This is a genomic window from Streptomyces sp. NPDC037401, assembly GCF_055602345.1.
Genome location: NZ_JBVJWO010000068.1, coordinates 1 through 12,312, shown reverse-complemented (window position 1 = coordinate 12,312; position 12,312 = coordinate 1). Strand labels below are relative to the sequence as shown.

General features: G+C 69.6%; 13 protein-coding genes and 2 pseudogenes. 8 read left to right on the top strand and 7 right to left on the bottom strand.

The features are described 5' to 3' along the window. From ACZ7H1_RS36935 to ACZ7H1_RS36920, 4 genes are all read left to right on the top strand, one after another. On the top strand, nt 1–1,479 hold a 1,479-nt coding region (locus tag ACZ7H1_RS36935; protein ID WP_470792821.1), incomplete at its 5' end, for a polymorphic toxin-type HINT domain-containing protein. A 6-nt stretch (nt 1,480–1,485) separates the two neighbouring features. Continuing rightward, on the top strand, nt 1,486–1,776 hold the full coding sequence (locus ACZ7H1_RS36930; RefSeq protein ID WP_470792820.1) for a barstar family protein: 291 nt from the start codon (nt 1,486–1,488) through the stop codon (nt 1,774–1,776). Nucleotides 1,777–2,305: 529 nt separating this feature from the next. Then, nucleotides 2,306–3,286, top strand: a complete 981-nt coding sequence (locus ACZ7H1_RS36925; protein ID WP_470792818.1) for a GNAT family N-acetyltransferase — start codon at nt 2,306–2,308, stop codon at nt 3,284–3,286. A gap of 72 nt (nt 3,287–3,358) precedes the next feature. Then, the gene (locus ACZ7H1_RS36920) at nt 3,359–3,940 is read left to right on the top strand and encodes a dihydrofolate reductase family protein (RefSeq protein ID WP_470792817.1); all 582 of its coding nucleotides are present in this window, start codon (nt 3,359–3,361) and stop codon (nt 3,938–3,940) included. Nucleotides 3,941–4,009: 69 nt separating this feature from the next. On the opposite strand, the gene ACZ7H1_RS36915 is transcribed toward ACZ7H1_RS36920, so the two are convergent. Further along, entirely contained in the window at nt 4,010–5,290 is a 1,281-nt protein-coding gene (locus ACZ7H1_RS36915; protein ID WP_470792815.1) for an MFS transporter, read from the bottom strand. Nucleotides 5,291–5,463: 173 nt separating this feature from the next. On the opposite strand from ACZ7H1_RS36915, the gene ACZ7H1_RS36910 reads away from it, so the two are divergent. Together ACZ7H1_RS36910 and ACZ7H1_RS36905 are read left to right on the top strand one after the other, a co-directional pair. Then, nucleotides 5,464–6,024 (top strand): CGNR zinc finger domain-containing protein, encoded by a 561-nt coding sequence (locus ACZ7H1_RS36910; protein WP_470792813.1) that lies wholly within the window; start codon nt 5,464–5,466, stop codon nt 6,022–6,024. Between the two features lie 141 nt (nt 6,025–6,165). Beyond that, nucleotides 6,166–6,579, top strand: a pseudogene (locus tag ACZ7H1_RS36905) (allantoin permease); the annotation flags it as partial. Nucleotides 6,580–6,614: 35 nt separating this feature from the next. On the opposite strand, the pseudogene ACZ7H1_RS36900 reads toward ACZ7H1_RS36905, so the two are convergent. The 4 genes and pseudogenes from ACZ7H1_RS36900 to ACZ7H1_RS36885 all read right to left on the bottom strand — a co-directional run. Then, nucleotides 6,615–6,707, bottom strand: a pseudogene (locus ACZ7H1_RS36900) (hypothetical protein); the annotation flags it as partial. 262 nt (nt 6,708–6,969) lie between these two features. Then, entirely contained in the window at nt 6,970–7,350 is a 381-nt protein-coding gene (locus ACZ7H1_RS36895) for a hypothetical protein (protein WP_470792811.1), read from the bottom strand. Between the two features lie 246 nt (nt 7,351–7,596). After that, nucleotides 7,597–7,998, bottom strand: a complete 402-nt coding sequence (locus ACZ7H1_RS36890) for a hypothetical protein (RefSeq protein ID WP_470792810.1) — start codon at nt 7,996–7,998, stop codon at nt 7,597–7,599. 471 nt (nt 7,999–8,469) lie between these two features. Then, the gene (locus ACZ7H1_RS36885) at nt 8,470–9,138 is read right to left on the bottom strand and encodes a class I SAM-dependent methyltransferase (RefSeq protein WP_470792823.1); all 669 of its coding nucleotides are present in this window, start codon (nt 9,136–9,138) and stop codon (nt 8,470–8,472) included. 145 nt (nt 9,139–9,283) lie between these two features. On the opposite strand from ACZ7H1_RS36885, the gene ACZ7H1_RS36880 reads away from it, so the two are divergent. Next, on the top strand, nt 9,284–9,547 hold the full coding sequence (locus tag ACZ7H1_RS36880) for a hypothetical protein (protein ID WP_470792809.1): 264 nt from the start codon (nt 9,284–9,286) through the stop codon (nt 9,545–9,547). 289 nt (nt 9,548–9,836) lie between these two features. Here the strand turns inward: ACZ7H1_RS36880 and ACZ7H1_RS36875 are convergent, their stop codons facing one another. Next, the gene (locus ACZ7H1_RS36875) at nt 9,837–10,847 is read right to left on the bottom strand and encodes a helix-turn-helix transcriptional regulator (protein ID WP_470792808.1); all 1,011 of its coding nucleotides are present in this window, start codon (nt 10,845–10,847) and stop codon (nt 9,837–9,839) included. 114 nt (nt 10,848–10,961) lie between these two features. Here ACZ7H1_RS36875 and ACZ7H1_RS36870 point away from each other — a divergent pair, with 114 nt between their 5' ends. Beyond that, nucleotides 10,962–11,363 carry a RidA family protein gene (locus tag ACZ7H1_RS36870; RefSeq protein WP_470792807.1) on the top strand — a complete coding sequence of 134 codons (402 nt, stop codon included), beginning with the start codon at nt 10,962–10,964 and terminating at the stop codon, nt 11,361–11,363. Nucleotides 11,364–11,378: 15 nt separating this feature from the next. On the opposite strand, the gene ACZ7H1_RS36865 is transcribed toward ACZ7H1_RS36870, so the two are convergent. Continuing rightward, nucleotides 11,379–12,167 carry a 4'-phosphopantetheinyl transferase family protein gene (locus ACZ7H1_RS36865; protein WP_470792805.1) on the bottom strand — a complete coding sequence of 263 codons (789 nt, stop codon included), beginning with the start codon at nt 12,165–12,167 and terminating at the stop codon, nt 11,379–11,381. Between the last annotated feature and the right edge of the window lie 145 nt (nt 12,168–12,312).

The following is a 12,312-nucleotide window of genomic DNA, read 5'->3' as shown; positions in this document are numbered from 1 at the left end:
AACAGCGCCGCCACCCTCGCCGAGAACGAGGCCAGCGTCGCCCGGGGCGCAGCCGCCCAGGCGGAGAAGGACGCCGCGGACGCCGGCAAGTTCGCCGACTCCGCCGAAGGCCACGCCAAGTCCGCCGAAGCCGCCGCCAAGAACGCCAACACGTACGCGCGTGAGGCCGACGAGGCCGCGACCAAGGCCGAGGAGTGGCAGCGCGAGCAGGACCGCAAGGCCCGCGAGGCCGCGGCCAAGGAGGCGCAGGAGAAGGGCAACACCCCGAGTTTGACCCCGTGGGAGATCGAGGCCCTCAAGGCCGGCGGCATTTCCCCCGAGGAGTTCGAGAAGCTCCGCGCCCTCGCCGACAAGGACGTCCTCGACTTCCTGATGGAGAACGGCGGCGAGATCATCGTCGACCTCCTCTTCGAGGACATCAAGAAGTGCTTCACCGAGGGTGACTTCGAAGCCTGCTTCTGGACCGTGGTCGGCGCCCTCCCGTGGGGCAAGGCCGTCCAGGTGATCAAGGCCACCCCGGCCATCACCAAGGCCCTCGTCAAGATCGTCGGCGGTCTGAACGACTTCCTGGACAAGTCCGCCGCGGCGAAGAAGTTCATGGAGAAGAGCCAGGAGATCCTGGACAAGTTCCGCAAGAACCCGCCGTGCCCGGACCCCGGCAACAGCTTCGTGCCGGCCACCCCGGTCCTGATGGGCGACGGAACGTACAAGCAGATCAAGGACGTCCGCGAGGGTGACCGGGTCCTGGCCACCGACCCGGCCACCGGCACGACCGGCTCCCGCGCGGTCACCCGCCTGATCACCGGCGAGGGGCAGAAGTCCCTGCGCACGCTGACCGTCGACACCGACGGCGCCGCGGGCAACGCCACCGGCACGGTCACCGCGACCGACGGCCACCCCTTCTGGGCGGCCAACCGGAAGGCCTGGGTGGACGCCGCCGACCTCAAGGCCGGCGACACACTGCGCACCCCCGACGGCGCCCTCAAGGAGCTCGTCTCGGTCCGCGCCTGGACCCAGCAGATGCGCGTGTACAACCTCACCGTCGCCGACATCCACACGTACTACGTGCTGGCGGGCAACGCCCCGGTCCTGTCGCACAACTCCACCTGCAAGCTGTTCGGCGCGGCCCTCAAGACCGCGGAGATGGCCAACCCGCTGATCGAGAGCCTGCAGAAGACCGGCAAGCTGCCCTCTCACTACGTCACGAAGGACCAGGCCAAGGCCGCTGGTTGGGAAGAGGGCAAGGCCCTCGGCAACCACTTGAAGGACGCCCAGATAGGCGGCGACATCTGGGAGAACAAGAAGGGGCAGCTGCCCGACTATCCTGGCCGCGTGTACTTCGAAGCGGACCTGGGCCTCACCAATGAGATGAAGCGGTCGAAGCAGCCGGGCACCCGACTCGTCTGGTCGAACGACGGCCTCGCTTACGTCACCTTCGACCACTACGAAACCTTCTACCTGCTGCCCAACTGGAGGTGAGGCCCCATGAGGGTCGTGATCGAAGGCGCGGACATCCGTACCGAGAAGGACGTCCACAGGGTCCTGGACCGGGCGCTCGACTTCGGCCCGTACTACGGGTCGAACCTGGACGCCCTGTGGGACCGGCTGACCACGGACGTCGAACGCCCCGTGCAGGTCGTCTGGAAGGACGCGGAGGTCAGCCGTGCCGTCCTGGGCGACATCCCCTTCGAGCAGCTCCGTGACCTCCTGCTCGACGTCCAGAAGCGGGACGAGGCCAACGGGCCCTCGAAGCGCTTCACCGTGACGTTCGAGTAGTCGGCGAACGCAGCGCACGCCGGAGGCGCAGGCCCCGCCGGATCCACGGATCCGGCGGGGCCTGCGTGCATCCTCACGCCCCCGTCAGTACGACCGGCTCCCTCACATCCAGTTCGCTCTCCAGCCGCCACGAAGAGTGGGCGCGGACCCTCCCCGACCTCTCTGCTCCTGCCCGGGCCGAGGCGGATGCCATCCCGGTCACCAGGATGCAGCCCTTCGACAGGTCGAGGATCTTCCCGTACGCCTACCGGCACGGCACGCATACAAAGCGATGCCCCGGCCGTCGCCCCTTCGCCGGCTTCAGAGGTCGGGCACCCGCCGCGGCAGTCACCCGGGCGTCCCTGCAGGCGGACCGGGCGAAAGCGCTGGAACGCACTACCCGGATCACCCTCCGGGTTCGAGAGCTCACGGGCGGGGAGTCAAGGCAATCGGGCCTGGTCAGCGGCCTCCGCTGTCGGCGGGCCCTTCGCATCGCCATGCGGTGCTGCTCGTGGTGTGATGAAAACGGGGGTCCGAGAAGGAGAAAGCGATGACCTCACCGGCAGCGGAGCGGAAAACCGACGCGGGCCCGGTGTCGGTCCGCCCGTTGGCCGAGGCGGACCTGGATCAGGCCGATGAGATCTTCCGGATCGCCTTCGGGACGTTCCTCGGGCTCCCCGAGCCGAAGACGTTCTTCGGGACCGCCGATTACGTCCGCACACGCTGGGCGGCCGATCCGCACGCGGCCTTCGCGGCGACGATCGAGGGTGAACTGGCCGGATCGAACTTCGCCGCCAACTGGGGCAGCGTCGGGTTCTTCGGACCGTTGACCGTGCGTCCGGACCTGTGGGACCAGGGCGTCGGCAAGCTCCTCATGGATCCGGTCATGGACTGCTTCGACACCTGGGGGAACCGCCACCTGGGCCTGTTCACCTTCTCGCACAGTCCCAAGCACCTCGAGCTCTACCGCAAGTACGGCTTCTGGCCCCGATTCCTCACGGCCGTCATGAAGAAGCAAGTCGCGGGCAGCTCCGCGGTCCCCGGCCGGGTGGTGTACAGCGAACTGCCTGCCGCCGAGCAGCCCGCGTGCCTCAGTGCCTGTCGCGCACTGACCGGAGCCGTGTACGAGGGCCTGGACCTGGAACGCGAGATCGTCGCCGTGCACACGCAGGGACTCGGCGACACCATCCTCCTCCAGGGCGGCGGCTCCGAGCTCGATGGCCTGGCCGTCTGCCACTGCGGAGCCGGATCGGAGGCCGGCGAGGACGTGTGCTTCGTCAAATTCGGCACCGTACGCCCTGGCCCGGAGGCCGCCGACCGCTTCGAGCGACTGCTCGACGCATGTGAGCAACTGGCGGCCGAGCGCGGGCTGAGTCAGCTGGACGCCGGGATGAACCTGGGCCGCCCGGATGCCTATCGGCGCATGATCGACTGCGGATTCCGCACGTGGATGCAGGGCGTCACGATGCACCGGCCCAACGAGCCCGGTTACAGCCACCCCGACGCCTATGTGATCGACGACTGGCGCTGAGACCACCCGTCCCCTGGTGGGCGCTCGCGCTCGGAGGACAGGGGCCAAGCTTCCCAGAGCAGAGGAGAGCCCGTGGGCAAGGTGGTCATGTACAGCTCGGTGTCGGTGGACGGCTTCGTCGCGGACGAGAATGACCAGCCCGGACCACTGTTCGACTGGTTGTCCAGCGGTGACGTCCCGCTGGACGAGAGCGGCGAGCTGAAGGTGTCGCAGACGTCCTACGACTACACCAGGCCGTACTGGGACCAGATCGGAGTCACGATCGTCGGCCGCCACGTCTTCGACCTGACGGACGGCTGGGACGGGAAGCCTCCGGGCGGGATCGACCACGTGGTCGTCGTGTCGCACCGGCCGATGCCCGAGGGCTGGGACCCCGAGGCGCCGTTTCACTTCGTCGACGGCGTCGAGGCAGCCGTGGCCAAGGCGCAGGAGCTTGCGGGTGACCGCACGGTCGAGGTCGCCGCCGGCGACGTCGGTGGCCAGGTGCTTGCCGCGGGCCTGATCGACGAGGTGCGCATGGACGTCGTACCCGTCGTGTTCGGGTCCGGCAAGCGCTACTTCGGGTCGGTCCACGCGCAGCACCTGTTGGAGGACCCCGACGTGGTGATTCAGGGCAACCGGGTGCTTCACCTGCGCTATCGGGTGCGCCGTTGACCGATCTGAGTCGCCATCCACCGCGCAAAGTCCCGGGCCTCCGCCCGGGTGGCCCGACGCCGCTCCAGGTCAGGCCTGGCTGTCGGTGTCAGTGGGACCGGTTTGAACCGGGAGCGGGAGCGAGGGGGTTGTTTCCGCGTCGCGGAGGCCTTGGGTGGTGACCCGGGAGGCTAGTGGGATCGCGGCGAGGGTGAGTCCGATGGCTGCGGCGACGAACGTGGCGCGGATCCCCAGGCTGCGTCCGATCAGGCCGCCGGCGAGGGCTCCGAGGGGGAAGACGCCCAGGACGATCAGGCGGTAGGCGGCGGTGACGCGGCCGAGGAGTTCGTCGGGGACTGCTGCCTGCCGCAGGGTGCTGACGACGATCTGGTTCAGTGAGGTGGCAAGAGCGGCGCCGAACATGGCGGCCAGGGCCAGGGGTGTGTTGCGGCCCAGTCCGAGGACGGCGTAGCCGGCGGCCGGGGCGAGGGCGGCGAGCCAGGTGGTGGGGCCGCCGCCGATGCGGGGCACGATGTGTTCGGCGAGCAGTGAGCCGGCGATCGCGCCGGCGGCGGGAACGGCGACGAACAGGCCGTAACTCGACATGGGCAGTTCGTACGGGCCGGTGATCAGCAGGACGAGGACTCCGCCGGTGGCCGCGCTGAAGAAGTTGATTGCTGCCGAGATGAACGCGACTCGGCGGAGCAGGGTGTGGCGCCAGAAGTGGGTCCATCCGGAGCGGATGTCCTGGGTGATGGTGGTCGGGTTCGAGCGGCGGTGTTCGTGTTCGTTGCCGGTGGGGCGCAGCGCGGGCAGTAGCAGGGCTGCCAGGCCGGCGAGGGCGAACGCGGCGGCGCCGGTGTAGAAGGCCGCCGATGCCGCCAGCGCGAACAACGCCGCGCCGGCAGGCGGACCGATGAACGTGTTGATGACGGACTGGGTTGCGAAGAGCCTGCCGTTGGCGCGCTCGAGCTTCTCGCGGGGCAGGAGGCGGGGCGGGACGGCCAGGGCGGCGTTGTCGACCATCGTTTCGGCGCAGCCCGCAATGAACACCGCGGCGTAGAGAAGTACGACGTGATGCCACCCGTTGGCCATGGCGAGGGCGAGCAGCGCGAACCCCGCCGCGCGCAGCCAGTTGCCGAGGACGAGTATCCGGCGTCTGTCCATGCGGTCGGCCATTGCGCCGGCGGGAAGGGTGGCGAGCAGCCAGGGCAGGAACTGCGCCACCGTCATGCCCGCCACCACGAGCGGGTCACGCGTCAGTGTGGCGACGAGCAGCGGTGCGGCTGCCTGCAGTACGCCGTCGGCAAGGTTCGAGGACGCTTGGGAGGCCCACAGTGCGGTGAACGGTCTGAGGGTGGCGGCAGGCATGAGCGGGCTCCCTGGCGGTGATCTCATGGGTGATTGGCTGATTGGGAATGATGCCAAGAAGATCACCTCACATGCAATAATGCATTTGCCCGTGAGAGCCGTCTTGTGGGTGCGAGCGCCTTTGCCGGCGAGAGGAGCTGATGGTGAGGTTCGGCCACATCGCGGGTGACCGCATGCTCGACCTGGTGAACACCGTTGCCTGGCGGCTCGGCGGGCCCGAACGCGTTGAGGCCCTGAAAACGTTCTCCGACGTCGTCGACTGGTGCATGGAATCCGACCTGATCAGCGCGGATGAGGCCGCAGCCTTGCTCGACCTCGCCGACGGGGACGGCGCCCGGGCCGAGCGGGAACGGGAACGGGTCATCGAAGCGCGAGAGAGGGCCTACGGGGCTCTCTTCGGCAACGACCCCGAGGCCGCCGCAGACCTCGCGAGCATGTACCGGGCGGCGATCGCCGCAGCCGACCTGGTCCGCGCAGGCGACCGCTGGCAATGGCAAGACCGGGACCTCGACCTCTGCCTGCCCCGCAATCGCATCGTCCGCGGGCTCGTCGCTCTCACCCAGCGCGACGGGCTCGACCGCCTCCACCAATGCGAAGACGCCAAGTGCGGCTGGGTCTACCTCGACACGTCACCGCGACGAAACCGCCGCTGGTGCAACACGAAGGACTGCGGCGACCGCAACCGCGCCCGCGCTTACTACGCCCGGCAGAAGGCGAAGAGCCATCAGGCCTGATTCGCACACAACTGTGACCGCGGCTCCCCCGCCGCGACGCCACCCGCACCCGCCAAACGGAGCGGATGGAGGCACTACCAGCGGTAGGAGATCCGCTCGCTGCACGATCGCTTGATCGTCCGTCGACCATCGACTCCAGCCTTCGCGCTCGCCCTGATGGAAGCCGACATGTTCGGCTTCCTCAACAGCATCCTGGGCTTCTACTCGAACTGTGCGATCGCCTGGGTCGTCACCGTGGCCGCGGACATCGGCGTCAACAAGTACGTGCTGAAGCTGTCACCGCTCCAGCCGGAGTTCCGCCGGGGCATGCTCCACGCGGTCAATCCGGTCGGCGTCGTGGCCTTCGTCGCCGCCTCCGGTCTGTCGATCGCGATGTACTTCCACCTCCTCGGCGACACCCTCCAGCCGTACTCGCCCGTGGCCGCAGCCGTCATCGCCTTCGTCGTACCCCGCTGATGGCCGCGGTCACCAAGGGCCGCTACTACGTGCGCCGTACCGACGACGGCATCACCGAGCCCCTGCTGGACACCGACGGCAACCCCAGCCCGGTCACCCTCGCGGCGTTCCAGCAGTGCGACGCGGACACCGCGTCGAGCCAGCAAGATCGCCGCTGCACTGCCGGCGAGGCCGGCTCCGCTGATGACGACGTCGTGGTCGTGTCCCGCGCTCTCGGGATCGGGCATGCGCTGATCGCTCCCTTCGGGGTGCGGTGCCGTTCGGGGGAGTGGTGCAGTGCCACTGCAGTCAGGAACCTGAGCAGTTGTCAAGAGTTGTGGATCGGGTGACGTGTGATCAGGCCGCGGGCGTCGGACGAGGCCCGCCGAGCCAAACGCGCCACCACTTCGAGGACTGGGTCGCTTCGGTCGCTCACCGAGGCCGAGCTGCCCGCGAAGGCCACGCGGTTCCGCCGCCCGTATGCGCTCGCGCCCGCCTTCGCGACCCTCGCTACGAGGCGAACCTGGTCACGTCGGTCACGTTGCATGTGACCGGAGACTCGACCGTACTCAGACTCTGCGCGCGATCCTTGGCCACTCGGTCCGGGGCGAGCACGCTGATGGAGGCGACCGCTTCCGCGACGCGCGTGCCGGTGGCGGTGGTGAACTCGACGCGGATGAAGTAGCTGCTGGGCTTGCTGCTGCGGTTGGTGACGGTCAGGTCGGCATGCGGCCAGTTCGTTGTCGGATCCACTTGGCACGCTGTGATCTTCACGTCACCCCTGGGCCCGCTTTCAGGGCCGGTCCGGCGCGGGTCGTCGATCAAGCCCAGCACCAGGATGATCCCGATGATCACGAGCAGTGCGATCCCGCCGACGATGCCCAGCGTCACGAGCAGGCACGTACTGGACCTCCCGCGTCCCTGCGACGGGGGCCGGCCCCAGCCGCCGCCTCCGTCCGACGTCGGCGGGCGCAGCCCCCAGCCCGGTGGCGGCTCGTTCGGCTTCCGTACGGCCATGCCTACAAGATGCGGCCCGGTCGGCAGGTCCGCATCCCGGCCGGGACCAGGTTCACCGGGTCTGGCACCGGTGCGGGCCGAGGGTCTCGAGGCCCGGGCCACGCCGGTCGGCGTACGGTGTCAGGCTCCGGCCGGCCCCTGGCCGGATCGTCGTCCGGGCCGCGTGACGGAGGTGATCAGTGCGGACAGGGCGTAGGTCGACACGAGGCTTGCCATCATGACCATGATCACGCCGATCATGAAGAGGCCGCTGGCGTCGTCAGACCAGTCGTAGTAGGCGGCGACGGTCAGGCCGGCCGTGGTGCCGAGCACGGTGCCCGCGACCTGGCGCCGGGACGCCCAGTACACCGGTGCCAGCAGGGTCAGCACCAGCCCGATCACCTGCCAGGCCTCGTACGGGCCGCTCACCGAGCCGTCGGGGTGCACGTCACGGTGCTGGTCCCAGCCCAGCCAGGCGGCCCATGCCGCAACCGGTATGAGGAACAGCAGGCAGGGAGCGGGGTTCAGTCGTGTCTGGCGCATGACCCAAGCCTCGCGGCCGGCCCTGGCCATGCGGCAGAGCGCACGTACTCACCTCCCCGTGAGTAGCCGATACGCGCCGGCCCGACGCGGGTCGGTATCCGGAGGCGGAGGCCACGTCACCAAGTGATCAACCTGAGATCGGCCGGATCGGGCGAGGCCCGGACGCTGCCGACGTTCCGGATCGACAGTCTCGCCGAACTCCCGGGCCTCATCTCCGTTCCGTGTGCTATTCGTCAGCGTGCTGACGACCGCTCCCCATCCGCAGGGCTAGAGATCGGGGGAGGGCGGCACGACCCGTACCACGGCGATGAGCGTCCTCCGGGGCCACGCCCGCCTCTGCCGCAGCGGTGTCGAGGATCCGGCCGACCTCGGAGGCGATTGTGGCGACCGCGGCGGCCGCCGCTGCTCCTTACAGCGCGGCCCGGTCGTGGTCTGCCTGGGCCGCGGACTCGTCGGCCCGGCGCCGGGTCCTCAGTCGGGACGCTTGGCCATGACGACCAGACCCGGCCCGCTCTGCTCGTCTGCAGGGAGCCGAAGTTCGGCGACCGGGCGCAGTCCGGCCTGCTCGATCAGGTCCACGAGCTGTTCCGGCCGCCATTTGTACGTCGTCCAGCGGACGGGTACGCCTCCGTAGGCCTCGGTGCGCACCGCGTCTTCGTCGCCGACGTGTGTTGCGGTGATGAAGTGTCCGCCTGGCTTCAGGGCGCGCGTGAACTGGGCGAGGACCTGAGGAAGGACATCGCGGGGGAGATTGAACAGGGACCACCACCCGAGTACGCCGCCGAGAGACGCCTCGCCAAGGCCGAGGTCGGTGGCAGAGGCGACGCTGAAGCGGCATTGCGGATGAAGACGGCGCGCGTTTTCGATCATGCGGGGTGAGAGATCGACTCCGGACACGTCGAGTCCGCGTTCGGTGAGGTAGGCGGTCACCGTTCCGGGCCCGCAGCCGACGTCGAGGACGGGCCCGAGTTCGCTCACGGTGTCAGCGAAGGCGTCGATCGATGCCTTGAGCCATGGGTGGCAGCGGATGTCGCCGATCCCCGTCGTCACCACCATGTGGGCGTAGTTGTCGGCCACGCGGTCATAGGACTCCCGGACCACGTCGAGATCAGCTGGGCGGTCAATGTGGTGTGCGCACATCGGCCAACAATAGGACGACGGTCTCGGCGGGCCGCGCCCGGTCGCCGGGAGCGTTGCCTGGCTGATCGTCAGTCCGCTGGTCGGGCCGGTCTGCACGTACCGCACCGGGACGGTGATGTTGTCCAGCACGGGGCCCAGCTCGCGCTTGCGGGCTGCGCTCGCGAACGACGAGCCCGACGCGTACTGGCGGGCCGCAGCGCTGCTCGAGCAGATCGTGCTGCTGCGCCCGCTGCCCGCCAGGAACGAGTATTTCGGCTACGGCGTTGCCGTGGCCTACATCAGGGCCTCCGGCAAAGACGTGGACACCGAATTCGAACCGTGGCGGGACCTCATCACCGACATCCGAGCACTGCGCCTGAACGTGTACGACGTGGCCGACCGGCTGCGCTCGATGTGCCAGAGCCACTGACCGAGGGCCGAGGGCACCCCGGCAGCCCTCCCGCGAGGTCCGTCCACGGAAGCTCACGGACTGCCATCGCAGTTCGGCTGAGGCCGTCGGTTCTCCCGGCAACGGTGCCTCCTGGCGGTGAGCACGGCTCTGGAAGGAGACTGGCTCGCGTGCAGGTGTCAGCCGTCTTGCTGAACGCCGCCGAACCGGTCAGGGCCACGATCACAGGCACCGCTTCCCTCTTGCCGCGCTCCTCACCTGCACCCGCGGCCGCTACGACCCGAATGGAGCCTCGCGTCGCCTTCCCGTCTCAGGGGGACGATCCGTAGCGGGCGGCGATCGTGGCGGCGCGGTCGCGCAGGGAGTTGCGCAACCACTGCGGGGCCAGGACTTCCGCGTTCGTGGCGAGCTGCCACAGTGCCCATTCCGCGTGTCCCGGGTCCTGGAAGGTCACCTCCAGCCGCAGCCGGCCGTCTGCATCGGATCCGTCGGTTCCTTCGGCTTCTTCGGTTCCTTCGGCTTCTTCGGCGAGGACGGCCAGCGCCGTGCCCACCAGGTCCTGTCGCCGCGCCGGGTTCACCCGCACCAGCACGGTGACTTGGTCGCCGCCGGTCCGGAACTGCGTGCTGCGCTCCTGCCAGGCCCGGTCCAGATCGACCCGGTCCGGTCGCTGGGCAGGTTCGGCGAGTTCCTCGGCGGCCAGCATCCGGGACAGCCGGTAGGTGCGGTCCGCGCCCGACTTCGTGGCCAGCAAGTAGCCCTGGCCGCGTACGGTGACCAGGCCGATCGGGTCCACCGTGCGCCACGTCGGGCTCTGGTCCACAGCCGCGTAGTGGATGCGCAGCTTGTGTCCGGCGAAAACCGCCCGCCGGACCTCGGCCACCACGGTGTCGGGCACTTCCTCAGCAGCCACCCGGCGCGAGAGGAGGTCGGTCTCCGGGTCGATGAGCAATCGCCGGGCCGCGCCGGCCGCCGCGGCCCGATGGCTCTCGGGGAGCGCGTCAACCACCTTGCGCATGGCCGAAGCGAGCGCCGAGCCGAGGCCGAACGCCTGGGCGCCGCGCCGCGATCCGGCGACCAGCAGGGCAAGGGCCTCGTCGTGGTTCAGTCCGGTGAGCTCGGTCTGGAAACCGGGCAGCAGCGCGAAACCGCCGTGCCGGCCGCGTTCGGCGTAGACCGGGACGCCGGCTGCGGACAGCGCCTCGATGTCGCGCAGCACGGTACGGGTGGACACCTCGAGCTCCCGGGCCAGCGCGGCCGCGGACAGCCGGCCGTGCTGCCGCAGCAGCAGAACCAGCGATACCAACCGATCGGCGCGCATGCGAAAACCCTACGGGAATCACGACACAAGATGTCGTGATTCGTTGCGAGGCTTCTTACCAGCAAGCACACAGCACGCAGCACACAGCACCATCGCACACGAGAGGTGATCCACATGGCGCACGCCATCGTCAATCCGGACGGTCTGCACGACCCGGTCCCGTTCGGCTACAGCCACACCGCCACCATCCCCGCAGGTGCGGAACTGGTGCTCATCGCGGGCCAGTACGGATCCGGCCCGGACGGCGCGGTCGTCTCGGCCGACTTCGCCGAGCAGGTGAAGCAGACGTACCGCAACATCGAAGTCGCTCTCGCCGCCCATGGGCTCGACCTCAGCCACGTCGTCCAGCTCAGGACGTACGTGGTGAACCATGACGTCAGCAAGCTCGGGCCGATCGCCGGGGCCCTGCAGGAGGGCTGGGGTACGAAACCGCCCACGCACACCCTCATCGGTGTCGCGAGCCTGGCCACCCCCGACGTGCTGTTCGAGGTCGAAGCCCTCGCCGCCCGGCCCTGACGCGGTTCGCCTCGCCTACGAGGCGCCGACGGAATCCTCCGGAGCCGGGTCGTGGCGGGCCACGCACACCCCGATGCGGAAGCCCGTCGGTGCCTGTGGGGCGTGGCACTCCCACCGGCCGGGGTCGGGGACGTGCGCGGTCGGCTGCAGCGCGAACCCTCCGTGGCCGTCAGGGCGGAAGGCGATCTGGCCGAACGGCAGGAGCACGCCGAGGCCCACTGCCTTGGCGTAGGCCTCCTTCAGCGTCCAGCGTTGTACGACGGCGTCCCGCAGCTCCCGGCCGGCCAGCTGCTGCACGTCGGTGCGTTCCTCCGGTGAGAGGCACCTCGTGACGAGGCGCCTGACGTTCTCCGGGTCGTCCAGGGCGTTGCAGATCTGGATGTCGAGGCCGACGGGCCGGCCGTGGGAGAGGCCGATCAGGCACACGCCGCCCGAGTGCGACAGGCTGAACTCGACGTCCAGCCCGAACCGGGGATGGATCGCGGGCTTGCCGTGCTGCGAGAGGACGAACTCCCAGTCCTGCGGCGCGACGGGGGCGATCCGGGAGAGCTCGGTGCGCAGCATCCACCGGGTGTACTGGAACTGCCGGCGGTCCGCGTCGAAGCGGAAGGCGTCGGCGCGCCGCAGTTCGCCGCGTGACATGACGGACCGCCAGGTGTCCTCGCCGGGTGCGTCCGTACCGTCACCGCCCGGGAGGTGTGCGCGGCCCATCACGGTGATCAGTCCGGGGACGTACGGGGCTGCGAGCCGGTGTGTGTCATGGGCGTTGGGGGGAAACACGCTCAGTGGCGCAGTCGGGGCCATCGTCCGCTCTCCGTGTGCATCGGGCACCGAGCGCCGTCCGCTCTCCGTGTGCGTGGGGGGGGGGGGGGGGGGGGGGGGGGGGGGGGGGGGGGGGGGGGGGGGGGGGGGGGGGGGGGGGGGGGGGGGGGGGGGGGGGGGGGGGGGG

Coding starts and splice junctions, on each gene's coding strand:
- ACZ7H1_RS36910 (WP_470792813.1), top strand. CDS start 5,464: ATGCTCGACCTGGTGAACACCGTTGCCTGGCGGCTCGGCGGGCCCGAA.
- ACZ7H1_RS36915 (WP_470792815.1), bottom strand. CDS start 5,290: ATGCCTGCCGCCACCCTCAGACCGTTCACCGCACTGTGGGCCTCCCAA.
- ACZ7H1_RS36925 (WP_470792818.1), top strand. CDS start 2,306: ATGACCTCACCGGCAGCGGAGCGGAAAACCGACGCGGGCCCGGTGTCG.
- ACZ7H1_RS36885 (WP_470792823.1), bottom strand. CDS start 9,138: ATGTGCGCACACCACATTGACCGCCCAGCTGATCTCGACGTGGTCCGG.
- ACZ7H1_RS36875 (WP_470792808.1), bottom strand. CDS start 10,847: ATGCGCGCCGATCGGTTGGTATCGCTGGTTCTGCTGCTGCGGCAGCAC.
- ACZ7H1_RS36890 (WP_470792810.1), bottom strand. CDS start 7,998: ATGCGCCAGACACGACTGAACCCCGCTCCCTGCCTGCTGTTCCTCATA.
- ACZ7H1_RS36865 (WP_470792805.1), bottom strand. CDS start 12,167: ATGGCCCCGACTGCGCCACTGAGCGTGTTTCCCCCCAACGCCCATGAC.
- ACZ7H1_RS36930 (WP_470792820.1), top strand. CDS start 1,486: ATGAGGGTCGTGATCGAAGGCGCGGACATCCGTACCGAGAAGGACGTC.
- ACZ7H1_RS36870 (WP_470792807.1), top strand. CDS start 10,962: ATGGCGCACGCCATCGTCAATCCGGACGGTCTGCACGACCCGGTCCCG.